Source organism: Streptomyces sp. NPDC090045, assembly GCF_044747975.1.
GTDB lineage: Bacteria > Actinomycetota > Actinomycetes > Streptomycetales > Streptomycetaceae > Streptomyces.
Genome location: NZ_JBIVFA010000014.1, coordinates 54,780 through 75,970 on the forward strand (window position 1 = coordinate 54,780; position 21,191 = coordinate 75,970).

The 21,191-nt window shown below is 72.8% G+C and carries 23 protein-coding genes; 10 read left to right on the forward strand and 13 right to left on the reverse strand.

Annotated elements, in window-relative coordinates; genetic code table 11:
- Positions 1-101: 101 nt before the first annotated feature.
- Positions 102-1,385 carry an adenylosuccinate synthase gene (locus ACIPYQ_RS30745; protein WP_319725173.1) on the reverse strand — a complete coding sequence of 428 codons (1,284 nt, stop codon included), beginning with the start codon at positions 1,383-1,385 and terminating at the stop codon, positions 102-104.
- A 182-nt stretch (positions 1,386-1,567) separates the two neighbouring features.
- Here ACIPYQ_RS30745 and ACIPYQ_RS30750 point away from each other — a divergent pair, with 182 nt between their 5' ends.
- Together ACIPYQ_RS30750 and ACIPYQ_RS30755 are read left to right on the forward strand one after the other, a co-directional pair.
- Positions 1,568-2,422: a diacylglycerol kinase gene (locus tag ACIPYQ_RS30750; protein ID WP_401257433.1), complete on the forward strand. Its 855-nt coding sequence runs from the start codon at positions 1,568-1,570 to the stop codon at positions 2,420-2,422.
- Positions 2,419-2,985: a hypothetical protein gene (locus tag ACIPYQ_RS30755; protein ID WP_401257162.1), complete on the forward strand. Its 567-nt coding sequence runs from the start codon at positions 2,419-2,421 to the stop codon at positions 2,983-2,985. The genes ACIPYQ_RS30750 and ACIPYQ_RS30755 overlap by 4 nt, the downstream gene beginning before the upstream one ends.
- Here ACIPYQ_RS30755 and ACIPYQ_RS30760 read toward each other — a convergent pair.
- The gene (locus ACIPYQ_RS30760; protein ID WP_401257164.1) at positions 2,982-3,242 is read right to left on the reverse strand and encodes a hypothetical protein; all 261 of its coding nucleotides are present in this window, start codon (positions 3,240-3,242) and stop codon (positions 2,982-2,984) included. The genes ACIPYQ_RS30755 and ACIPYQ_RS30760 overlap by 4 nt on opposite strands.
- A gap of 6 nt (positions 3,243-3,248) precedes the next feature.
- Here ACIPYQ_RS30760 and ACIPYQ_RS30765 point away from each other — a divergent pair, with 6 nt between their 5' ends.
- Positions 3,249-3,644: a hypothetical protein gene (locus ACIPYQ_RS30765; RefSeq protein ID WP_401257166.1), complete on the forward strand. Its 396-nt coding sequence runs from the start codon at positions 3,249-3,251 to the stop codon at positions 3,642-3,644.
- A gap of 16 nt (positions 3,645-3,660) precedes the next feature.
- On the opposite strand, the gene ACIPYQ_RS30770 is transcribed toward ACIPYQ_RS30765, so the two are convergent.
- The 7 genes from ACIPYQ_RS30770 to ACIPYQ_RS30800 all read right to left on the reverse strand — a co-directional run bounded on the left by ACIPYQ_RS30770 (position 3,661) and on the right by ACIPYQ_RS30800 (position 11,206).
- Positions 3,661-4,869: a cytochrome P450 gene (locus tag ACIPYQ_RS30770; protein WP_401257168.1), complete on the reverse strand. Its 1,209-nt coding sequence runs from the start codon at positions 4,867-4,869 to the stop codon at positions 3,661-3,663.
- A 53-nt stretch (positions 4,870-4,922) separates the two neighbouring features.
- Entirely contained in the window at positions 4,923-5,582 is a 660-nt protein-coding gene (locus ACIPYQ_RS30775) for a response regulator (protein ID WP_401257170.1), read from the reverse strand.
- Positions 5,579-6,916 (reverse strand): sensor histidine kinase, encoded by a 1,338-nt coding sequence (locus ACIPYQ_RS30780; protein ID WP_401257172.1) that lies wholly within the window; start codon positions 6,914-6,916, stop codon positions 5,579-5,581. The genes ACIPYQ_RS30775 and ACIPYQ_RS30780 overlap by 4 nt, the downstream gene beginning before the upstream one ends.
- 107 nt (positions 6,917-7,023) lie before the next feature.
- Positions 7,024-7,695, reverse strand: coding sequence for a response regulator transcription factor (locus ACIPYQ_RS30785; protein ID WP_361752329.1), 672 nt, complete (start codon positions 7,693-7,695; stop codon positions 7,024-7,026).
- The gene (locus ACIPYQ_RS30790; RefSeq protein ID WP_401257174.1) at positions 7,692-9,044 is read right to left on the reverse strand and encodes a sensor histidine kinase; all 1,353 of its coding nucleotides are present in this window, start codon (positions 9,042-9,044) and stop codon (positions 7,692-7,694) included. The genes ACIPYQ_RS30785 and ACIPYQ_RS30790 overlap by 4 nt, the downstream gene beginning before the upstream one ends.
- Positions 9,037-10,236, reverse strand: coding sequence for an acyltransferase (locus ACIPYQ_RS30795; protein ID WP_401257176.1), 1,200 nt, complete (start codon positions 10,234-10,236; stop codon positions 9,037-9,039). The genes ACIPYQ_RS30790 and ACIPYQ_RS30795 overlap by 8 nt, the downstream gene beginning before the upstream one ends.
- Positions 10,229-11,206, reverse strand: a complete 978-nt coding sequence (locus ACIPYQ_RS30800; protein WP_401257435.1) for an alpha/beta hydrolase — start codon at positions 11,204-11,206, stop codon at positions 10,229-10,231. Before ACIPYQ_RS30800 ends, ACIPYQ_RS30795 begins: the two co-directional genes overlap by 8 nt.
- A gap of 288 nt (positions 11,207-11,494) precedes the next feature.
- On the opposite strand from ACIPYQ_RS30800, the gene ACIPYQ_RS30805 reads away from it, so the two are divergent.
- The gene (locus ACIPYQ_RS30805; protein ID WP_401257437.1) at positions 11,495-11,971 is read left to right on the forward strand and encodes an HIT family protein; all 477 of its coding nucleotides are present in this window, start codon (positions 11,495-11,497) and stop codon (positions 11,969-11,971) included.
- 335 nt (positions 11,972-12,306) lie between these two features.
- Here the strand turns inward: ACIPYQ_RS30805 and ACIPYQ_RS30810 are convergent, their stop codons facing one another.
- From ACIPYQ_RS30810 to ACIPYQ_RS30820, 3 genes are all read right to left on the reverse strand, one after another.
- Complete coding sequence (locus ACIPYQ_RS30810; RefSeq protein WP_401257178.1) at positions 12,307-13,893, reverse strand: serine/threonine-protein kinase; 1,587 nt, start codon at positions 13,891-13,893, stop codon at positions 12,307-12,309.
- Between the two features lie 225 nt (positions 13,894-14,118).
- Positions 14,119-14,646 carry a MarR family winged helix-turn-helix transcriptional regulator gene (locus ACIPYQ_RS30815; protein ID WP_401257180.1) on the reverse strand — a complete coding sequence of 176 codons (528 nt, stop codon included), beginning with the start codon at positions 14,644-14,646 and terminating at the stop codon, positions 14,119-14,121.
- The gene (locus tag ACIPYQ_RS30820) at positions 14,639-15,268 is read right to left on the reverse strand and encodes a DJ-1/PfpI family protein (protein WP_401257182.1); all 630 of its coding nucleotides are present in this window, start codon (positions 15,266-15,268) and stop codon (positions 14,639-14,641) included. Before ACIPYQ_RS30820 ends, ACIPYQ_RS30815 begins: the two co-directional genes overlap by 8 nt.
- 236 nt (positions 15,269-15,504) lie before the next feature.
- Between ACIPYQ_RS30820 and ACIPYQ_RS30825 the strand changes: the two genes are divergently transcribed.
- The 3 genes from ACIPYQ_RS30825 (at position 15,505) to ACIPYQ_RS30835 (ending at position 18,397) form a co-directional block, all read left to right on the forward strand.
- Positions 15,505-16,875 carry an aspartate aminotransferase family protein gene (locus ACIPYQ_RS30825; protein WP_361752345.1) on the forward strand — a complete coding sequence of 457 codons (1,371 nt, stop codon included), beginning with the start codon at positions 15,505-15,507 and terminating at the stop codon, positions 16,873-16,875.
- Between the two features lie 97 nt (positions 16,876-16,972).
- Positions 16,973-17,638 (forward strand): GntR family transcriptional regulator, encoded by a 666-nt coding sequence (locus ACIPYQ_RS30830; protein ID WP_362232767.1) that lies wholly within the window; start codon positions 16,973-16,975, stop codon positions 17,636-17,638.
- 108 nt (positions 17,639-17,746) lie between these two features.
- Positions 17,747-18,397, forward strand: a complete 651-nt coding sequence (locus ACIPYQ_RS30835; RefSeq protein WP_319733147.1) for a hypothetical protein — start codon at positions 17,747-17,749, stop codon at positions 18,395-18,397.
- A gap of 89 nt (positions 18,398-18,486) precedes the next feature.
- On the opposite strand, the gene ACIPYQ_RS30840 is transcribed toward ACIPYQ_RS30835, so the two are convergent.
- The gene (locus tag ACIPYQ_RS30840) at positions 18,487-19,233 is read right to left on the reverse strand and encodes an SLATT domain-containing protein (protein WP_327415351.1); all 747 of its coding nucleotides are present in this window, start codon (positions 19,231-19,233) and stop codon (positions 18,487-18,489) included.
- A 279-nt stretch (positions 19,234-19,512) separates the two neighbouring features.
- Here ACIPYQ_RS30840 and ACIPYQ_RS30845 point away from each other — a divergent pair, with 279 nt between their 5' ends.
- The 3 genes from ACIPYQ_RS30845 to ACIPYQ_RS30855 are packed head-to-tail and all read left to right on the forward strand — an operon-like array spanning position 19,513 to position 21,143.
- Entirely contained in the window at positions 19,513-19,857 is a 345-nt protein-coding gene (locus tag ACIPYQ_RS30845; RefSeq protein ID WP_401257185.1) for a YbaB/EbfC family nucleoid-associated protein, read from the forward strand.
- A 46-nt stretch (positions 19,858-19,903) separates the two neighbouring features.
- Positions 19,904-20,503: a recombination mediator RecR gene (gene recR / locus ACIPYQ_RS30850; protein WP_030709293.1), complete on the forward strand. Its 600-nt coding sequence runs from the start codon at positions 19,904-19,906 to the stop codon at positions 20,501-20,503.
- Positions 20,496-21,143 carry a DUF5063 domain-containing protein gene (locus ACIPYQ_RS30855; RefSeq protein ID WP_361752350.1) on the forward strand — a complete coding sequence of 216 codons (648 nt, stop codon included), beginning with the start codon at positions 20,496-20,498 and terminating at the stop codon, positions 21,141-21,143. The genes recR and ACIPYQ_RS30855 overlap by 8 nt, the downstream gene beginning before the upstream one ends.
- The last annotated feature ends 48 nt before the right edge of the window (positions 21,144-21,191 follow it).

Below are 21,191 nucleotides of genomic sequence, written 5' to 3' on the forward strand. Positions count from 1 at the left end.
TCAGGAGCTCTGGGCAGCCGGAGTGTAGCGCCTGCCCCGGACAGCCCGAAGGGCGGGACGCCGTAAGCGCGTCCCGCCCCTGCGGTGGGTAACCCTCCTGCTTACAGGAAGGAGTTGATCTCGATCGTCTCGGTGCGGCCGGGGCCGACGCCGATCGCGGAGATCGGGGCGCCCGACATCTCCTCCAGGGCCTTGACGTACGCCTGCGCGTTCGCCGGCAGGTCCTCGAAGGTCTTGGCCTTGGTGATGTCCTCGGACCAGCCGGGGAGGTATTCGTAGATCGGCTTCGCGTGGTGGAAGTCGGTCTGCGAGTAGGGGAGCTCCTCGACGCGCTTGCCGTCGATCTCGTACGCGACGCAGACCGGGATCTGCTCCCAGCCGGTCAGCACGTCCAGCTTGGTGAGGAAGAAGTCGGTGAGGCCGTTCACCCGGGTGGCGTACCGTGCGATCGGTGCGTCGAACCAGCCGCAGCGACGGTCACGGCCGGTGGTCACACCGCGCTCGCCGCCGATGCGGCGCAGGTCCTCGCCGTCCTGGTCGAACAGCTCGGTCGGGAACGGGCCCGCGCCGACGCGGGTCGTGTAGGCCTTGAGGATGCCGATGACGCGGCTGATCTTCGTCGGGCCCACGCCGGTGCCGGTGCAGGCGCCGCCCGCGGTCGGGTTCGACGAGGTGACGAAGGGGTAGGTGCCGTGGTCGACGTCGAGCAGGGTGCCCTGGCCGCCCTCGAAGAGCACGACCTTGTCCTCGTCCAGCGCGTTGTTGAGGATCAGGGTGGTGTCGGCGACGTACGGCTTGATCTGCTCCGCGTACTGGAGCATCTCCTCGACGATCTGCGCGGCGTCGATCGCGCGGCGGTTGTAGAGCTTCGCCAGGAGCTGGTTCTTGCCCTCCAGCGCCGCTTCGACCTTCTGGGTGAGGATCGACTCGTCGTAGAGGTCCTGGACGCGGATGCCGATGCGGTTGATCTTGTCCGCGTACGTCGGGCCGATGCCGCGACCGGTGGTACCGATCTTGCGCTTGCCGAGGAAGCGCTCGCCGACCTTGTCGAGGGTGACGTTGTACGGCGTGATCAGATGCGCGTTGCCGCTGATGAGCAGCTTGGAGGTGTCGATGCCGCGCTCGTTCAGACCGCGCAGCTCGGAGAGCAGGACGGCCGGGTCGACGACGACGCCGTTACCGATGACCGGGGTGCATCCGGGGGAGAGGATGCCGGAGGGGAGAAGGTGCAGCGCGTACTTCTGGTCGCCTACGACGACCGTGTGGCCGGCGTTGTTGCCACCCTGGTAGCGCACTACATAGTCAACGGATCCACCGAGCAGGTCGGTGGCCTTTCCCTTGCCCTCGTCACCCCACTGAGCTCCGAGCAGCACAAGAGCGGGCACAGGCGTACACCTCTTCCGGATGGGGCATGTCCAAGGTCAGGGGGGCGTACGACGATGTACGCAGGCTGAGCCGTCGGACCGGTACCCCGGAATAGACGAAGGCCCTGGCGCAATAGCGCAAGGGCCTCTTGCACAAAGATGCTACCCGAGGAAGGACCGAGGTGTCGGCTCCAGAGCCCACCATGAGCCATGCGGGCGCGCCGGTAGGCGGCCTGCTCGTGCTCGTCGACCCGGTCGCCCGCCGTCTTGACGGCGAGTCCGTGCGGATCGCGAAGGATGTGTTGTCAGCGGGCGCGGCGGCGAAAATCTGCCTCCCGGACTCGCAGGAGGAATTTGCGCGGGCTCTTGCCCGCCGGGGTCATCGGCAGCCGGTGATCGTGGGCGACGACCGGGCCCTGGTCCGGGCCGTGGGGCTGCTGTACCGGGAGCGCGCGCTGGGCGAGGGCGCCCTGGCGCTGGTCCCGGTGGGGCCCGTGGGATCCCTCGGGCTGGCGGGTTCCCTCGGGGTTCCGCTTTCGGCCGTTTCCGCGGCCCGGGCGGTGCTCGACGGGGCGGTGCGGGTGTGCGACCTGCTGGTCGACGACAGCGACGGGGTGGTGCTGGGTGCGCTGCGGATCCCGCCGGTGCGGGGGATCCCGCGGCCGGCCGGGCCGTCGGTGTGGAGCGCGTACCGCTCTCTGGTGCGGACGCTGGTGCGCCCGGTGGCGGCGGGCGCCGGCGCCGGGGGCGGCGGCGGTACGGGCGGGAGCGGAGGGCACCACCGGCTGCGGGTCGAGGCCGACGGGGTGCTGCTGGCGGACGTGGACCAGCCCGTGGAGGACGTCTCGGTGCGCACGTGCGACGACGGCGGTCCGGCCGAGGTCGTGGTCCGTACGGGAGGCGGCCCGGCGGGTTCGACGGTGACGGCCCGGGCCAAGACGGTGACGGTGTCGGGCGCGGACTTCCGCTACCGGGCCGACGCGGCGATGACCGGGCCGGTCCGCCGCCGTACGTGGACCCTGCGGCCCGGGGCATGGACGCTCACCCTCCCCCGGTGACGGAGGCGGTGGACGGTGCGCTGGGCGACTGGCGCCGGGACGGGCTGCTGCTCTGTCTGCTGCCGGTGTTCTGGTGGCCTGCGGTGGTCGCGGCCGTGCTCACCCGGCCGCTGGTGCTGGTGGTGCTGCTGAGTCCGGTGGCACTGGGGGTGCGGGAGCTCTACGCCGTCCGGCGGGCCCGGCGCGCGCTGCGGGACCCGGCGGTGCGCTGGACCCCGTACGAGGCGGCGGTGGTCCGCGCGCGATGGCGTCCGCCGGTGCTGGTCCTCGCGGACGGGCCGCACGCGCTGACCCTGGGCCTGCTGGGGCGGCGGGTGCTGCCGCCGCGCCCGTGGCCCCGTAAGGCGCCGGGCGCGGAGGCCTCGCCGGCTGTGACGGCCTCGTCGGGTTCGCCGCTCTCGCCGGCCGCGGCCGGGCATCGGGTGCAGGTGGTGCTGGTGGTGCAGCTCGCTGGGGACCCGGCCGTGGGCGGAGTGCTGTGGGCTCCGTACTCCGGTGGTCTGGGCCACGCCCGTCCGGTATGCCGTGCCGCGCCGGGGGCGGGCCGGCCGGGGCCGGGCTAGCCGAGGCCGAGCTTCTCCCTGTGGTTCCGCCAGTGGTCCATCATGGCCGGCATCTCGCCCTGCAGGAACTCGAAGAAGGCCGCGGTCTCCGCGACCCGCGCGCCGGCCGGCGAGCCGGCGCCGAGGGCGGCGGCGCCGTCGCGCAGGGTCTTCTCCCACAGGCTCAGGACCTGGTCGCGCCGGGTGAAGGCCTCGTGCGGGCGCGCGGAGCCGCTGCTCGCGAACGCGGTCGGCCGGGTGCGCTGGCCGGCGGCCACCTGGCCGTGGCCTTCGGCGGCTCGGCGCTGATCCTGCTACTGGCGGGGCCGGGCCTCGGCATCGGGCACGGCCGCGAGGTGGGGCCGGCGATCGGCGCCACGCTCGCACAGCTCCCGGCGGTGTGGCTGATCGGGGCGCTGGCGGCGCTGCTCTACGGGGCGGTCCTCGCGTACGCGACGGCCGCCTGGGCGGTGGCCGGGACCGCGCCGGCCCTGGGCCGGGTCGGCCCGGCGCTGAACCTCCCGCAGGCCGTCCTGGACCTCTCGCCCTTCGCCCACCTGCCCAAGCTCCCGGGCGCGCAGGCCCTGGCCTGGTCCCCGCTGCTGGTCCTGACCGCTCTGGCGGCGGCCCTGACCGCGGCCGGCCTCGCCGCCCTGCGCCGCCGCGACATGACCGCGTGAGCGGCGGTCTTCGGGGCTAGAACTCCACGAGCAGCTGCTCCAGCCCCCGGATGACGTACCCGTCCCGCCACCGCGGCTCCTCGACGAGCCGCAGGGGCGGGACTCCGTCCGCCAGCAGCGCCCCGAACGAGGCCTCCAGCTCCCGCCGCGCCAGCGGAGCCCCCAGGCAGTAGTGGATGCCCGCCCCGAAGCTCAGGTGCGGATTGTCGGCCCGTACGAGGTCCAGTGCGTCGGGCTCGTCGAAGCGCGCGGGATCCCGGTTCGCGGACCCGAACAGCAGCGCCACCTCGGCTCCGCGCGGGATCTCGGTTTCCCCGATCCGGATGTCGTCGAGCACCCAGCGCTCGAACATCTGCAGCGGAGTGTCGTACCGCATGAGTTCATCCACAGCTGTGGACAACTTTTCGGGATCGCGGCTCTCGCGGAGCGCGGCGAGCTCCGCGGGGTTGCGGAACAGCGCCCACCACCCGTTCACGGTGGTGTTGACGGTGGCCTCGTGTCCCGCATTCAGCAGGAGCACACAGGTGGAGATCATCTCCTGCTCGCTGAGCCGGCCCTCCTCGTCGTGGGCGGCGATCAGACCGGAGATCAGGTCCTCGCCGGGGCGCGTGCGGCGCTCGGCGATCAGCCCCCGCAGGTAGGCGCTGAACTCGACGCTCGCCCGCACCGCGCGCCGCGCCGTCTCCTCGTCCGGCCGGAGCTCGAACATCCCGCAGATGTCCGCCGACCACGGCCGCAGCAGCCCCCGGTCCGCCTCCGGCACGCCCAGCAGCTCCGCGATCACGGCCACCGGCAACGGCTCGGCGACGGTCGCGAGCAGATCCCCGCCCCCGTCCGCGAGCAGCCGCTCCACCAGCCCGTGGGCCAGCCGCTGCACGGCGGGCACGAGCCGCTCCACCGTGCGCGGGGTGAAGGCCTTCGCCACCAGCCTGCGCACCCGCGCGTGGGCGGGATCCTCCAGGTCCAGCAGGCCGTTGCCGTTGAGCACGTGGAAGGGCTCGTGCTCCGGCGGCGGCGCCTCGCGCCCGAACTCCTCGTGCGAGAAGCGGTGCAGGTAGGTCCGCCCCAGCCGCCGGTCCCGCAGCAGCGCGCTCACATCGGCGTAATGCGGCACCAGCCACTGGCCGGTCGCCTCCCACCACACGGCCCGCCCCTGCTCCCGCAACTCCCGGTACGCCGGATACGGATCGGCGACGAACGCGGCATCCCACGGATCAAAGCCCATCCCCGCACCCTAGGCCTTCCCCGCACCCCAGGGCCCGTCTTCCGGACCGGACCCTACGCCGGTGTCACCAGCCGGGTCTCGTAGGCGAACACCGCCGCCTGCGTGCGGTCGCGCAGGCCCAGCTTCACCAGGATCCGGCTCACATGGGTCTTGATCGTGGACTCCGCGACGATCAGGTGGGACGCGATCTCCGCATTGGACAGCCCCTGGGCGATCAGCACCAGCACCTCCGTCTCCCGCTCCGTCAGCTCGCCCACGCCCGCCGGATCCGCGAGCTTGCGCGTCTCGGAGATCTTCGAGAACTCCGCGATCAGCCGCTTGGTCACCGAAGGCGCCAGAAGGGCCTCCCCGGCCGCCACCACCCGGACCCCGTCCGCCAGCTGACGGGCCGACGCGTCCTTGAGTAGGAACCCCGAGGCCCCGGCCCGCAGCGCCTGGTACACGTACTCGTCGAGGTCGAAGGTCGTCAGGACCAGCACCTTCGCGTCCGTGTCCGCGGCGACGATCTCCCGCGTCGCCTCCAGCCCGTTCATCAGCGGCATCCGGATGTCCATCAGCACCACATCCGGCCTCAGCGCCGCCACCTGCGCGATGGCTTCCCGGCCGTCGACCGCCTCGCCCACCACCTCGATGCCGTCCATGGCGTTCAGCAGGACGGAGAACCCCTCCCGCACCATCATCTGGTCGTCGACGATCAACACTCTGATCGTCATGCGGTCCCCGCCTCCAGCACCGGCTCCGGCTCCGGCTCCTGACGACTGCGCACCGGTATGAACACCGCCACCTCGTACCCGCCGGCGGACGTCTCTCCGGCCGTCATCTCCCCCTCCAGCATGGCCACCCGCTCCCGCATCCCGGTGATCCCGTGCCCGGCTCCCGGCGAGGGCCGCACATCCGTGGTCGCCGCCTCATTGACGATCCGTATGCCCAGACCACCCAGCACGTACGAGACCTCCACCTCGGCCGCCGCTCCCGGCGCGTGCCGCAGCGTGTTGCTCAGGGCCTCCTGGATGATCCGGTACGCCGACAGCTCCACGCCCTGCGGCAGCTCCCGCACCGCGCCGGTGATCGTCTTCTCCACGCTCAGCCCGGTCTCCCGCACGTTGGCCAGCAGCCCGTCCAGCGAGGCCAGCGTCGGCTGCGGGGCGTCCGGAGCCTCGTAGTCGGCGGAGCGCACCACACCCAGCACCCGCCGCAGCTCCGTCAGGGCCGCCACCGCGTTCTCCCGGATGGTGACGAACGCCGCCTCCAGCTCCGGCGGCGGGTTCTTCACCCGGTACGGCGCGGCCTCCGCCTGGATCGCCACCACCGACATGTGGTGGGCCACCACGTCGTGCAGCTCCCGCGCGATCGTCGTCCGCTCCTCCAGCAGCGTCCGCTTGTCGCGCTCGACGGCCGTGACCTCCTGCTGCGCCGTGACCTCCTGCCGCGCCTCCTTGCGGGTGTTGCGGACGGTCACCGCGAGGAGGGAGACCGCGGACAGGAAGGCCATCGGTCCGGGCTCGAGGGGCTGGCCTATCAGTGAGGGCAGGAAGGACCCGGTCGCCACGGTGATCAGCCACAGCCAGCCGGCCACCCGCGGCCGGCTCCGCAACGCCACGATGGTGATCACGACGAGGTGGGCGAAGAAGGTGCCCGGAGACCACGGCCAGGTCATGCCCGTGCTCTCCACCATGGCCAGCGGCAGGGTCACGCCGAGCAGCACCCACACGGCGCCGACCGGCCGCACCAGCGTCATCAGCACCGGCGCCGCGGCCAGCAGCCCCAGCAGCAGCGACAGCCCGGAAGGGACCATCCTGTTGTTGACGATGGTGACGAACACCGTGATCACGGAGAGCAGGACCACCACGGCATGCGGCAGGAACGCCGTCCTCGGCCGCAGGGCCCGCGGAACCCAGCGGGCGAGCCGCCCGTCCGTGCGGATCGGCGGCAGCGGCCGATAGGCGAACGCATCGGTGATCAGGTCGTCGCGGAGGCTCTGGAAGAGCCCCGAAGCGAGTCGGAACTCAGGCGGCCGGGCTGTCCCCCCGGTGGTCGTCTCGGTCATAACCCCACCGTAGGGCGGCGGGCCCGTCGTCCGCGTCGCCGCTGAAGGGGATATCCCGGCATCCCTCTCAAGTACTACGAGGGCCGCGAGGACCGGCCCGGGCCGCCTCAGTATCCGGCCGGCCGGACCAGCCCCGTCTCGTACGCGAACACCGCCGCCTGCGTGCGGTCCCGCAGGCCCAGCTTCACCAGGATCCGTCCGACATGCGTCTTCACCGTCTGCTCCGCCACCGTCAGATGGGCCGCGATCTCCGCATTCGACAGGCCCTGCGCCACGAGCGACAGCACCTCGGTCTCCCGCTCGGTCAGTTCGTCGATACGGGCCCGCGACGGCGCCCGCGGCGCCCCCATCCGGGAGAACTCCGTGATCAGCCGCTTCGTGATGTTCGGCGACAGCAGCGCCTCGCCGGCCGCCACCACCCGCACCGCCTCGGCGAGCTGGTCGGCCGAGGCGTCCTTCAGCAGGAACCCGGAGGCCCCGGCCCGCAGCGCCTCGTACACGTACTCGTCGAGATCGAAGGTGGTCAGCACCAGCACCTTCACGGCGGCATCGGGCACCCCGGTGATGACGGACGTGGCCTCGATGCCGCCCATGCCCGGCATGCGGATGTCCATCAGCACCACGTCCGGGGCCAGCTCGGCGACCTTCGCCACCGCGTCGGCCCCGTCCACGGCCTGCCCCACGACCTCTATGTCGGGCTGCGCGTTGAGAAGCACGGTGAAGCCCTGCCGCACCATCATCTGGTCGTCGGCGATCATCACCTTGATCGGGGTGCTCATGGGGCCTTCTTCGTCTCGGGGGCGGTGCCGGCGGGCGGGTCCTGAGGGTCCATCGGCAGTACGGCGCTGACCTCGTACCCGCCGTCGGGGCGCGGGCCGGCGGCCAGTTCGCCTCCCAGCATGCCTGCCCGTTCGCGCATCCCCAGCAGCCCGTGTCCCGCCCCCTGGGAGGGCGGGGCGGTTCGGGTCGGCACGGTGTTGGCGATGCACAGGTGCAGCTCGTGCGGCCCGTACGCGATGCCGACCTCCACCTGCGAACCGGGCGCGTGGCGCAGACAGTTGCTCAGCGCCTCCTGCACGATCCGGTACGCGGTGAGCTCCACGCCCGGCGTCAGCGGCCGGCGTATCCCCGCGATCGCGGTGGTGACGTCCAGCCCGGCCCCCCGGACGTTGTCGACGAGGCCGTCCAGCTCGGCGAGGGTCGGCTGCGGATGGTGCGGGTTCGCCGGATCGTCGGGGTTCTCGGAGCGCAGCACCCCGAGGACGCGGCGCAGCTCGGTCAGCGCCTCCAACGCGTTCTCCCGGATGCCCGCCAGGTTCTCCTTGAGCTCCTCGGACGGGTTCTCCACAAGGTGCGGGGCGACCTGCGCCTGGATCGAGATCACCGACATGTGGTGCGCGACCACGTCGTGCAGCTCGCGGGCTATCCGGCTGCGCTCCTCCAGCAGCGTGCGCCGGGCCCGCTCCTCCTCGGTGAGCGACTCCTGCTCGACGAGCTTGCCGCGGGCCAGGCGCGTCGCGCGGAGCGCGTAGCCGAGGATTCCCACGAACCCGAAGAGGAGGGCCACGCCCGCGATGAGCGTCTGGCTGTACGGGGGGCTGAGGGCGGCCTCGGCCAGTCCGGACAGGGCGAGCGTGATGCCGATGACGCAGACGGTCACCCGGGGCGGCACCCGCAGGGCCACCATCAGGATGAGGGGCGCGATCGTGAACGGCCCCGCGGGCGTCCAGGGCCAGGACTGTCCCTGACCGACGTGGTCGTGGATGACCCAGGCGATGAGAGCGGCGGTGACGAGACCGAGCCACCAGGCGGCGATCGGCCGGAACATGCTGAGCAGGACGGACACGGACGACAGCAGCGACAGCCCCAGCACGGCTGCGCCCCGGATCCCGTAGTGGTCGTTCAGCAGCATCCCCGTCAGGACGCCGCAGGGAACGGCCGCGTAGCCGAGGACCACATGCGGCAGCCAGGCCAGCCAGCGCGGCCGGGACATCTTCGGGAGGGGATCCCGCTTCAGGGTGAACAGCTCCCGGGCCAGGCCGCGCAGTGCGGGACGGCCGCCGCGGCTCTGGCGGGCGTCGGGTGCCGGGGACTCGCTCGGATGGCTCACGGGCTTCAGCCTAGGCATGGGTGATCTCCTTGACGGGGGCCGTCGCCTGCTGGGGGCCGACGGCGATGCGGATGGTGCCCTCCGGCTTCCGGCGGCGGCCGCGCTCGTACGTGCGGAACGCGGCCCAACACACCGTCAGGGCGGCGGCGAACGCCGGCAGCCACAGCAGCCGGGCGGCTATCCAGCCCACCGAGTCGGGCACGGTGTGCAGACCGGGCAGGTCCGCCGACAGCAGCAGCCCGAGGGCGGTGACGGCCATCATGGCGGTCTGGTGCCACAGGAAGACCGTCATGGCGGAGAGGTTCACCAGGGCCACCTTCGCCCAGGCCGAAGGCCGCCGCATGGCCCGGGCCAGCGGCTCGCGCACCAGCAGGGCCAGCCCGCACTGGGCCAGTCCGAACGCGGCCGCGGCGAGCGTCGGCGGGTTCAGATTCGACACCGCGGCTCCGGGGACGCCCACCATGGACGCCGGGTACCCGCCCCACAGGACCAGTGCGGCCGTGGCCACGGTCCCCGCACCGAGCAGGAGCCACGCCGGCCGGCGCCGGGCGAGCGCCCCGCGGGACCAGGCGGCGCCCAGGGTGAAGGGGACGAGCCAGCCGGCGGCCACATTGACCCAGCCGATCCACTCGGGCCCACCGAGGCCGAAGCGCCACACGTCGACGCAGGCCACCACGGCCAGCGGCCACAGCGGGTTGAGCCGGGCCACGAGCGGGGTCGCGGCGGTCAGCGCGGCGAACACCAGCAGGAACCACAGAGGCGACAGCACCAGCTTGACCAGCGTCCGGACGGTGTCCAGCTCCGCCCCGCCGACCAGCATCCCGCCCGCCACGACGGTCCACAGGACGAGCACCGCGGCGACCGGCCGGAACAGCCGGCCCAGCCGCTGCCCGACCCACGTGCCGTACGAGACCTGCCGCTCGCGCGCCGCGACGTACCCGCGGGCGGCGACGTGGCCCCCGACGAGGAAGAAGACGGCCAGGGTCTGGAACACCCAGGAGACCGGGGCCAGCCACGGCAGGTGCGCCAGCGGGCTGGTGGTGCTCAGCCGGCCGTCGGTGGCGGTGAGGGCGGTGACCAGCCAGTGCCCGAGGACCACGCCGAGGATCGCGAAGGCGCGCAGCGCGTCCACGCTCCGGTCCCGGCCGGCCGGGGTGGCCGCGTCGATGTCCGTGGCGAGGGCGGACCAGCGGGCGCGGAGCTCATGCATGGGATGCCTCCGAGGCGGGGGTGGTGCCGAGGGCGATGGCCGCCAGGCTCTCCAGGGACTCGGTGCCCGGCTTGAGGTAGTCGCTGTGGCCGGCCGCGCCGGCGGTGAAGGCCCGTGCCCCGAAGGCGGGGTCGACGGGGTCGGTGCCGAAGCCGAGCCCGCCGAGCCGGACATGCGGGACGTTCGCCACCCAGTCGCCGCTGCCCCGCCCGGCCCAGACCCGGGCGCCGGTCGGCAGGTCCCGGGCGGCCGCGGCACCCGTGCCCGGGCTGCCGAAGAGAGCCATGTCGCCGACCGCGGGCCCGGTCGGGGTCCGGGCGCAGACCACGGAACCGTAGGAGTGGCAGAGCAGGGAGAGCCGGGCCCCCGGCGCGGCCATGCCGGCCAACCGGTCGAGGAAGGGCGTCAGTTCGGCGGCGGCCGCGTCGGCGCGGGCGGCGGTCAGGACGGTCGTGCTGACCGTGCCGGGGGTGTCGTACCCCAGCCAGGCGACCACGGCGGAGCGCGGATGCTCGGCCTGGAGGCGCTGCTGGAGGGCGACGGCCCCGGCACGGAACCTTTCGTACGTGTCGAGCGTGGTGTCGGAGCCGGGCACGAGGACGGCGACCCGGTCGGCGGTCTCCAGCTCGCCGAGCACCTCGACCGCCCGGCCCCTGCCGCGGCCGTCGAAGGCGAGGAACTGCGCGGCTCCGGCCGCCTCCATGGCGCGAAGCCTGGCGGCCCGCCCGGTGCGGTCGCCTTCCTGGGCCATACGGGCGGCCTCGGCGAGACCGGCGCGGTTGGCGGCGTACCGGACCTGGGGCGCGGCGTCCTCCGCGAACGAGGCGGGCGCGGGGGCGGGCACGTCGGCGGAGGCGGCCGCGGACACGGGGAACACCACGGCCGCCGCGACCAGGGCGGCCAGCGAGGTGCGGCGTATCCGGCCGCACCAGGCTCCAGCCCCCGAGGCCGTCCGGGTGGCGAGAGCCATCCCCGCCGCGCCGGTCGTGCCGGCCGTCCCCGCCGCGCCCGTCGCCCTCGCCGCGCCCGTCGTCCCCGCCGTTACCGCCGTCCCCGCCGCCATGATGTGCTCCCCCGGTCGTTCGGAAGAGCCGTCAGCGCTCTCCTCTGCTACCGAAGTTAGAAATCCGAGCCCGTGGTCGGCGTCCCGCCATAGAGCCGTGTCCGCGCGTAGCTCTCAGGTATGACAGGGGCTACTTGAGAGTCACGGCGAGCGGCGAACATCCGCGAAAGGGCGTGCAGTTAGGGTCCAGACGTGATCGACAACGACTGGCGGCACGACCGCATCGGCAGCGCGCACCGGGGGCAGAACCCCACCGTCCTGCGCCGCCTCGACTCCGGCTTCGCCGTCATCGGCGACCGGCAGTTCCTGCCCGGGTACTCGGTGCTCCTGACCGACGAACCGGCCGTGACCCGGCTCTCCGACCTGCCTCGGGCACGCAGGGCCGCGTACCTCGGCGATCTGGAGCGGCTCGCCGAGGCCGTCGAGCGGGCCTGCGCGCGGCTCGACCCGGCCTTCCGCCGCGTGAACATCGAGATCCTCGGCAACACCGACCCGTACCTCCACGCCCACATCTGGCCCCGCTACGACTGGGAGCCCGCCGACCGCGTCCGGCTGCCCGTGTGGCTGTACGAGGCGGAGTGCTGGCGCGGTGAGCGGCACGCGCTGGGTCCTCGCCACGACGCCCTGCGGGCCGCCATCGGCGCGGAGCTGGACCGGCTGGGAGAGGCCTGAGGGCTGCCAAGCCGCTCAGTCTGCGACCAGGTTCGACGTAGCCCGCCCGCCACCGGGGCGCGGGGTCCTGGCCGGGGCTGGTCCAGTACTCCCTCGCCTCCACGATCTCGCCGTCCCGCACGGTCCACAGGGTGCGTTCACCGCTCACGGGCCATTCGATGACAGCGTCCTCGGCGATGAGCCCGGCCACGCCGTCCCAGTCGCGTGCCCCGATCCGCTCCCGGAGTTGTGCCACTCCCGTCAACGGCTCCATGTGCCGCAGTGTCCGACAGCCCCGTTATACGTAACAAGCCTTGCTTTCAGGCTTATTGACCTCGACACGATCGGCTGTTCCGTCACTGCCTGCGGTAGCTGAGCGGCGGGTTGTCGCTGCCCGCCAGTTCCCGCTGCAGGGTCCCGTCGGGCATCAGCCGGAGCCGGCTCCAGCCGCCCGGGGTGCAGGTCGGCGGGGTGCCGGAGGTGACGGTGGAGGCGTCGAGCTCCACGGGGTCGTGGGCGTGGCGCAGGGGCGCGGTCCAGGCGCAGGCGAAGCCGGGGGCCTCGACGGCGAGGGACATCACCGGGTCGCCGACCGCGCCGCGGCCGAGGGTGAGCCGCCAGGCCTGGCTGCCGTGGGTGGCGTACCAGGTCCCGAGGTACGCGTCGGGCAGTCCGGCGGCCGAGGGGCCGGGGCCGGAAGTGGAAGCGGAGGGCGAATCGGAAGCGGATGCGGACCTGGAGGGGGACGCGGGCGATGGCGCAGCCGGGGTACGGGGACCACCGACGGGCGGCCGGGGATCCTCGGCCCCGCTCATCACCGCGTACACGGTGCCGGCGGACAGGACGGCGACGACCGTGGCCACCGCCAGGAGCAGGGCGGTCGAGGCGGTCCAGGGTCGGGGGGCCGGCCCGGCCTCCACCGGTGCGTGTGAGGAGTACGAGGAGTACGCGGACGGCACCGCCAGGGGCGTCGGCATTGAGGCGGGGGCGGCGGGCGGCCGGTCCGGACCGGCGTCCTCGCGGTCCAGCAGCTGTACGGCGTGCCGCCCGAGCCGGGCCACCAAGGGGGCCGGAAGCCAGGGCTCAAGTGCCCTTCCGTCGGCCACGGTGTCGCCCGCGCCGACCCGCGCGAGCACCTCGGCCGGCCCCGGCCGCGCGGCGGGATCCCGGTGCAGGCAGTCCCGTACGAGGTCGTGCAGCTCGGCCGGTACGCCGACCAGGTCCGGCTGCGCCTCCGTGCTGCGGAGCAGGAGCCCCGCCAGGCCGCCCGGCTGTTCCGCGTCGCCGAAGGGCAGCCGGCCGGTGGCCGCGTACACCAGGACCACGCCGAGGCAGAAGATGTCGCAGGCGGCGGTCACGGGCTCGCCGCGGATCTGCTCGGGCGCCATGAAACCGGGGGAGCCGATGACTTCGCCGACGCGGGTCAGGCCGCCGCCGGCCGCGTCGCCGGGCTCCGCCGGGGCGCGGGCGATGCCGAAGTCGATGACGCGCGGGCCGTCGAGGGTGATCAGGACGTTCGAGGGCTTCAGGTCGCGGTGGACGATGCCGGCGCGGTGGATGTCCTGGAGGGCGTACGCGAGGCCCGCGGCCAGGATCCGTACGGAACGGCCGGGCAGCGGGCCGAAGTCGCGGGCCACGACCTCGCGCAGGCTCGGCCCGGCGACGTAGCCGGTGGCGACCCAGGGGGTCGCGGCCTCGGTGTCGGCGTCGAGGACGGGGGCGGTCCATTCGCCGCCGACCCGCCTGGCGGCGGCGACCTCGTGGCGGAAGCGGATGCGGAACTCCTCGCGGGTGGCGAGGTCGTGGTGGACCAGCTTCACAGCGACGGTGCGGCCGCGGTCGGAGCGGGCGAGGTAGACCTGGCCCATGCCGCCGGCGCCCAGGCGGGAGAGCAGGCGGTAGGGGCCGATGTGGTGGGGATCGTGCGGATGCAGGTGTTCCATGCCGGGGTCCCTCCCGTGCCGAGCACTGGCCGAACGGCTCCGCAGGGAAGGACGGTTGGGCGTGCCGGGCGGTTGCTCCCGCCCGGGCCCGCCCCGCGCCTCGGGCCGGCGGGGCTCACAGATCGGGGCTCCGCCCCGGGCCCCGCGCCTCAAACGCCGGCGAGGCTGGATGTGCCCGTCGCACCGCTGGATGTGCCCGTCGCGCCGCTGGTTTGTGCGCCGGGGCTACAGATCGGGGCTCTGCCCCGGACCCCGCGCCTCAAACGCCGGCGGGGCTGGATCCGGGGACGCGGACAGGGTGTCCAGGGCTTGGGTCAGGCGTTCCAGGACGTGGACGGTTTCCGCGAAGGCGGTGTCGCCCAGTTCCGCCGCGAGGCGGGTGGCCAGGGAGGCGTGGCCGGGGCCGATGCGGGCCACCGCCGCGTGTCCCTCCTCCGTCGGGCGGAGCAGCTTCGCCCGGCGATGGGCGGGGTTCGGGGTGTATTCGGCCAGACCCTTGGCGACCAGCAGGTCCGCGATGCGCTGCACGCTCTGCCGGGTGATCCCCATGGTCCGGGCGATGCCCGCGACGGACTGCGGCTCCCGCAGCACCGCCCCCAGTACCTGCCACCAGGCGGCCGTCAGCCCGGCCGGACGGGCCAGCTCCTCCGAGACGGAGAGGAACTGGCCGTTCAGCCGGAACACCCCGAGCGCCGTGCGGCTCAGCAGGTCCTGGCGGGACCGGGTGGAGCCGGGCGGTCGCGACTCAGGCATCGCCGGCCTCCGCCGCCGCCATCAGGACCGGGAACGCGCTCGCGTCCGAGTCGTGGAAGAGCCGGTACCACGCGTCCAGGACGTCCGGCTTGTAGGCGTCGAGGCGGGCGAAGACCTCGCGGGCGAAGGCCACCGGTTCCGTCGGCCCCGCCGTGATCAGGTCGCCGTCGGTCACCGCGTCGGCCTCGACGTAGCTCGCGGCGCCCCCGTATCCCGGCTGCGAGGCCAGGTAGAAGGAGGCTGCGCTGGTGTGGGCCCGGCCGTCGAGCAGGCCGGCGCGGGCGAGACCCGCGGTGGCCCCGCAGATGGCCGCGACCGGCACGCCGGCCGCCAGGAACTCCTTCGCCTTCGCCGCGAACGGCGCCAGCTCCTCGCTCGTGTCCCACAGCGAGGCGCCGGTGAGGATCAGCAGCGAGGAGTCCTCCGGCCGCAGGTCGGCCAGGGCCTGGTCGGGCAGGATGCGGACGCCGCCCATGGTGGTGACCGGCTGGTCGGCGGCGAGGCCGACCGTGTGGACGACGTGGCCGCGCTGGGTGAGGTGCGCGGTGGTGTGTCCGGTCTCCCAGTCCGCGTACGTGTCGTAGACCGCGAGGTGGACGGGCTTGCGCGGGGTCTCGCTCATGGTGGTCGCCTCCAGCGTCGGTTCCGGCTGCTCCGGTCGGGCTCGTCCGGCGAGCCCTTATGACAAGAGACTGTCATATCGACAGGATGCTGTCAATCATTCCGCCTCGGTCGCCTCGGTCGCCCGGGCGGCGCACCCGCGGAGGCGGACGGGCCGACAGACTGCCGAGACCGGCCCCCCACCCGCATACAGTCCGCCGATATCCCTCCCCACCTGCGCACTTCTAGCGTGACGCCATGACCCCTCATGTCACCTCCCCCACCCTTGCCGCCGTGAAGGACGCAGACCGGAAGCACGTCTTCCATTCCTGGTCCGCCCAGGCCCTGATCGACCCGCTCGCCGTCGCGGGGGCCGAGGGGTCGTACTTCTGGGACTACGACGGCAAGCGCTTCCTCGACTTCTCCTCCCAGCTGGTCAACACCAACATCGGCCACCAGCACCCCAAGGTCGTCGCCGCGATCCAGGAGCAGGCCGGCCGGCTCTGCACCCTCGCCCCCGGCTTCGCCGTCGACGTCCGCTCCGAGGCCGCACGCCTCATCGCCGAGCGGACCCCCGGCGACCTGGACAAGATCTTCTTCACCAACGGCGGCGCCGAGGCCGTCGAGAACGCCGTCCGCATGGCCCGTCTGCACACGGGCCGGCAGAAGGTGCTGTCCACCTACCGCTCGTACCACGGAGCCACCGCCGCTGCGATCAACCTGACCGGCGACCCGCGCCGCTGGCCCTCCGACACCGCCGCCGCCGGCGTCGTGCACTTCTGGGGCCCGTACCTCTACCGCTCCGCCTTCCACGCCACCACCGAGGCCGAGGAGTGCGCCCGCGCCCTCGCCCACCTCGCCGACACCATCGCCTTCGAGGGGCCGCAGACCATCGCGGCGATCATCCTGGAGAGCGTGCCCGGCACCGCCGGGATCATGACCCCGCCGCCCGGCTACCTCGCCGGCGTGCGCGAGCTCTGCGACCGCCACGGCATCGTCTTCATCCTGGACGAGGTGATGGCGGGCTTCGGCCGCACCGGCAAGTGGTTCGCGGCCGAGCACTGGGACGTCACCCCCGACCTGATCACCTTCGCCAAGGGCGTGAACAGCGGGTACGTGCCGCTCGGCGGCGTGGCCATCTCTGCCGCCATCGCCGAGACCTTCGCCACACGCCCCTACCCGGGCGGACTGACGTACTCCGGCCACCCCCTGGCCTGCGCCGCGGCCGTCGCGACGATCAACGTCATGGAGGAGGAGGGCATCGTCGAGCACGCCGCCCACCTCGGCGAGAACGTGATCGGACCGGCGCTCGCGGAGATCGCCGAGCGGCACCCCTCGGTCGGCGAGGTTCGCGGCCTGGGCGCCTTCTGGGCCCTGGAACTCGTACGGGACAAGGAGACCCGCGAGCCGCTCGTGCCGTACAACGCGGCCGGTGCGGACAACGCGCCGATGGCCGAATTCGCCGCGGCCTGCAAGGCGTCCGGCCTGTGGCCGTTCGTCAACATGAACCGCACCCACGTCGTCCCCCCGTGCACCATCACGGAGGCGGAGGCGAAGGAGGGGCTGGCCCTGCTGGACGAGGCGCTGACGGTCGCCGACCGACACGCCGTATCACGCCACGCCGTATAACGAGTTGTGAATCCGCATACCGACCATCAACCGTTCGGTTTCGGCCGCGCTGTCTGGCCTATGGTGTCCGGAGTCCTACGACAGGAGACGGACCCCTATGCCAGGCAGCGGAGCTGTCACCCGCAACACACTTCGCCAGCAGATCGCGGACGCGCTGCGTGACGAGGTGCTCGCGGGACGCCTGCCTCCGGGGACCGAGTTCACCGTCAAGCAGATCGCCGAGCAGTACGAGGTCTCCGCGACCCCGGTGCGCGAGGCGCTCGTGGACCTCTCGGCCCAGGGGCTCCTCGAACTGGTCCAGCACCGGGGCTTCCGGGTCCGGATCCTCACCGTGGACGACTTCAGGGGAATGATCGAGGCCCGCTCGCTGGTCGTGGACGGCATCTTCCGCCGGCTCGCCGAGAGCGGTATCGCGCCAGGCTCCGGCGAGATGCTGGTGTCGGTACGCCGCCGCGCCGAAGAAGCGCGGCGGGCCGCGCAGAGCGGTTCGCTCGAAGTGCTGATCGGCTACGACCTGCGCTTCTGGCGGGAGCTCAGCGAGCTGGTCGCCAACACCTACATCTCCGAGTTCCTGCACCGCATCCGCGTGCAGTGCTGGGTCTTCGCCGTCCCCCACCTGCAGCGCGAGCCGAGGCTGCGGGAGGCGCTGTGGGACGGGCACGGCGATCTGGTGGACGCGGTGACGCTCGCGGACGCCGACGCCGTGCGCCGCATCGTGCAGGGCTACAACCAGCACGCGCTGGAGTGGGCCGACCGGATCTGAGGGCCGCCAGGCGCCCCCGCACGCTCACAGGTTCTGCGCACCCCTTCGCGGAGGGTGTTCGGCGCACTACGCTGGCCGGATCGGCGACAACGACTGATCGGAGGCCGTGTGGCCTGTGACCTGTGGCTGGTCCCCCTTGTCGACGTGCTGTGCCACAGCCCCGACAACCCCTTCGCAGAAGAGATCGCCTCGTACGACAAGGCGCTGGGCGAGGCCGGGCTGCCGTCCGTGCCCGTGTTCGCCTACATGCCGGGCCTGAGCGGGGACGTCGCCCCGGTCGCCGGCTTCGACTACGACGCCCTGCATTTCCTCAGGCGGGCGTACCTGCTCCAGCTCTGCGGGCTGCCGGTGACCCCGGTGGACGAGCTGGGCGGGGACTACGAGCAGCTGCTGGAGATGTTCGAGCCCACGGCGCAGCAGTCGCACCTGGTGTGGCACTACGACCACGCGGGGGCGTACGTGCCGGTGGACTTCGCGGCTCCGCTGGCGAACGAGGAGCTGCTGGCCGGGGGCGGTCCGCTGGGTTCCGCGCAGGGGCTGCTGCGGGAACTGGCGTTCGTGGCTCCCGCGATCGGGATAGACCCGGGGAACCCGCCCGCCGCGCCGGCTCCGCCGGGGCGGCCGACCTCGCTGGAGGAGCCGGCGGGTCCGATTCCGTACGACGACAGTCCCTTTGCGCGTGAGCGGCACGTGTGGCTCGGTCTGCACGCGGCGGCGACCCGCAGTCTGGGGCAGGGCTCGATGATCATCTTCAGCTGAGGCCGGGCGGGGCGGGTTCTGGGCGGGGTTCGGGGATCCGCCCCGAACCCTCCCCGGATTCCGTCCGGCGGGGCCCGATGGTGCGGCCTTCAGCGAGGTTGTTCCGGGGGGCGCTGTCGGGGCATGTTCGGGCGGGTGCCCGGGGGGAGCGGGAAGCGGGCCGGGGGGATGTTCGCGTCCGCACGGGCCCCGGAAGCGCCCAGGGACTGCATCACCAGGGGGGCGGGGCCGGAGCTGAACTCCACCATCCACTCCGCCGTCTCCGAGCGCACCAGCTCCGTCACGTCCTCCGAGAACCGCCTCAGCACGGTCAGGCACCGCTCGGCGGCCTCGCTGGCCGTGCCCTCGGTGGGCCCGAGCACCTCGCGCACGTTCTCCGACGCCCAGTCGAACTGAAGGGTCTGGAGCCGCCGCTGCACCGCCTGGGCCGTGGCCACGTCCCGCATCCAGCCGGACGTCAGCCCGAAGAACCGGTCGCAGGCCAGCGCGGCCGCGCCCAGCAGCAGCGCCAGGTACCCGTACGTCGAGGCGCCCGGCGCCGAGCCCGTCAGCTCCAGCAGCGGCATCGCGGCGCCCGTGACGGCGCCCACGGCCGCGCCGACGCGCAGCACCCGCGCGCCCCGGCGCTTCCACGCGCGGTCCGACAGGTACCACTCGGCGGTGCGCAGCGCATCGGCCTCGACCCGCCGGTAGAGCTCGTCGAGCCGCTCCGCGGGTTCGCCCCAGTCCCCGAGGGGGAACGGCCGGCCGGTCAGATCGCCCGCCGCCATCGGTCCGCCGCCTTCCTCCCGGGGATCCCGGGGTGGCCCCTCGGGCTGCATCTCCGGCTGGCTCACCCGGCACTCCCTCTGCCTGCGCTGACGTGTGGTGGTGCGCGTGTGCGCAATGATGCGCATGCTCTTCCTACCTTCGATTGACGGGCGATGGGCGCCGAATCCCGGGATTTCCGCCCGCAAGGAGGTCTCCATCAGGTACGCGTACGCCCCGTCTCTCACTCGAAAGAGTTGGTCCTCACGGCGTAGGGCGCAGCGCGCGGGGAGCACGTAGGCTCGGATTGACCAAGCGTTGCGAGGTCCCGACGGCCCGATGGCCCCGACGAACGGAGTGAGTGTCCTGTGATTCCCGGTGGTGGCCAGCCCAACATGCAGCAGCTGCTCCAGCAGGCCCAGAAGATGCAGCAGGACCTCGCGGCTGCCCAGGCGGAGCTCGCGCAGGCCGAGGTCGAGGGCCAGGCCGGCGGGGGCCTCGTGAAGGCGACCGTCACCGGTTCCGGTGAGCTGCGGGCCCTGGTGATCGACCCGAAGGCCGTGGATCCCGAGGACACGGAAACGCTCGCGGACCTGGTGGTGGCGGCGGTCCAGGCGGCCAACGAGAATGCCCAGGCGCTCCAGCAGCAGAAGCTGGGCCCCCTGGCCCAGGGACTGGGCGGCGGCAGCGGCATCCCCGGCCTTCCGTTCTAGTCCCGCACTACCCCCGCAGACACACACAGAGAGAGAAGGCAGTCCGTTGTACGAAGGCGTGGTTCAGGACCTGATCGACGAACTGGGCAGGCTGCCCGGCGTCGGGCCCAAGAGCGCGCAGCGGATCGCCTTCCACATCCTGCAGGCCGAGCCCACCGACGTCCGCCGCCTCGCGCACGCGCTGCTGGAGGTCAAGGACAAGGTCCGGTTCTGCGCGGTGTGCGGGAACGTGGCGCAGGAGGAGCGGTGCAACATCTGCCGCGATCCGCGCCGCGACCTCACGGTCATCTGTGTCGTCGAGGAGCCGAAGGACGTCGTCGCGATCGAGCGGACGCGTGAGTTCCGGGGCAAGTACCACGTCCTCGGCGGCGCGATCAGCCCGATCGAGGGCGTCGGCCCGGACGACCTGCGCATCCGCGAGCTGCTGGCGCGTCTGGCGGACGGCGAGGTGACCGAGCTGATCCTCGCCACCGACCCGAACCTGGAGGGCGAGGCGACCGCCACCTACCTCGCCCGCATGATCAAGCCCATGGGCCTCAAGGTCACCCGCCTGGCCAGCGGGCTCCCCGTCGGGGGAGATCTGGAGTACGCGGACGAGGTCACGCTCGGGCGGGCCTTTGAAGGAAGGCGACTTCTCGATGTCTGACGCAACGCTGCACGCCATCGGCCAGGATCCGGACGACTTCGCCGCCTCGATCGCGGACCAGATCGAGTCGTTCATCGTTGCGGTCACCGAGGTGGCCAAGGGGGAGGACCCGGACAGCGCGGTGCCCTTCCTCCTCCTGGAGGTGTCCCAGCTGCTGCTGGCGGGCGGCCGGCTGGGCGCGTACCAGGACGTGCTGCCGGACGAGCGTTACGAGCCCGACCTCGGCCCGGAGCCGGACGTGGACGACCTGCGCGAGCGGTTCGCGGTCATGCTCGAGCCGGTCGACGTCTACTCCGAGGTCTTCGACCCGTACGAGCCGCGCAAGGCCCCGGTGGCCCACCGGATCTCCGACGACCTGGCCGACGTGGTCGCCGACCTGCGGCACGGGCTCATCCACCACCAGTCGGGCCGCATCACGGAGGCGCTGTGGTGGTGGCAGTTCTCGTACTTCACCAACTGGGGCCCGACGGCCTCGGCCACCCTGCGCGCCCTCCAGTCGCTGATCTCGCACGTGCGGCTGAACCAGCCGCTGGAGGCCCTGGACGGCCTGGACACGGACGAGGACATGACCGAGGACGACCTCGCGGAGCAGGCGGGACGGGTGATGGCGGAGGAGCTCGGCGGCCTCGGCCGCAAATGAGCGCCCGGCGAGGTTGAGCGTCCGGCGAGGGAACCCATTCTTTGATCT

What these genes read in the sequence shown, in the direction of transcription:
- ACIPYQ_RS30750 (WP_401257433.1), top strand. Translation starts at nt 1,568, where the DNA reads ATGAGCCATGCGGGCGCGCCGGTAGGCGGCCTGCTCGTGCTCGTCGAC.
- ACIPYQ_RS30770 (WP_401257168.1), bottom strand. Translation starts at nt 4,869, where the DNA reads ATGGGCTTTGATCCGTGGGATGCCGCGTTCGTCGCCGATCCGTATCCG.
- ACIPYQ_RS30775 (WP_401257170.1), bottom strand. Translation starts at nt 5,582, where the DNA reads ATGACGATCAGAGTGTTGATCGTCGACGACCAGATGATGGTGCGGGAG.
- ACIPYQ_RS30780 (WP_401257172.1), bottom strand. Translation starts at nt 6,916, where the DNA reads ATGACCGAGACGACCACCGGGGGGACAGCCCGGCCGCCTGAGTTCCGA.
- ACIPYQ_RS30785 (WP_361752329.1), bottom strand. Translation starts at nt 7,695, where the DNA reads ATGAGCACCCCGATCAAGGTGATGATCGCCGACGACCAGATGATGGTG.
- ACIPYQ_RS30790 (WP_401257174.1), bottom strand. Translation starts at nt 9,044, where the DNA reads ATGCCTAGGCTGAAGCCCGTGAGCCATCCGAGCGAGTCCCCGGCACCC.
- ACIPYQ_RS30795 (WP_401257176.1), bottom strand. Translation starts at nt 10,236, where the DNA reads ATGCATGAGCTCCGCGCCCGCTGGTCCGCCCTCGCCACGGACATCGAC.
- ACIPYQ_RS30800 (WP_401257435.1), bottom strand. Translation starts at nt 11,206, where the DNA reads ATGGCTCTCGCCACCCGGACGGCCTCGGGGGCTGGAGCCTGGTGCGGC.
- ACIPYQ_RS30810 (WP_401257178.1), bottom strand. Translation starts at nt 13,893, where the DNA reads ATGGAACACCTGCATCCGCACGATCCCCACCACATCGGCCCCTACCGC.
- ACIPYQ_RS30815 (WP_401257180.1), bottom strand. Translation starts at nt 14,646, where the DNA reads ATGCCTGAGTCGCGACCGCCCGGCTCCACCCGGTCCCGCCAGGACCTG.
- ACIPYQ_RS30820 (WP_401257182.1), bottom strand. Translation starts at nt 15,268, where the DNA reads ATGAGCGAGACCCCGCGCAAGCCCGTCCACCTCGCGGTCTACGACACG.
- ACIPYQ_RS30825 (WP_361752345.1), top strand. Translation starts at nt 15,505, where the DNA reads ATGACCCCTCATGTCACCTCCCCCACCCTTGCCGCCGTGAAGGACGCA.
- ACIPYQ_RS30830 (WP_362232767.1), top strand. Translation starts at nt 16,973, where the DNA reads ATGCCAGGCAGCGGAGCTGTCACCCGCAACACACTTCGCCAGCAGATC.
- ACIPYQ_RS30855 (WP_361752350.1), top strand. Translation starts at nt 20,496, where the DNA reads ATGTCTGACGCAACGCTGCACGCCATCGGCCAGGATCCGGACGACTTC.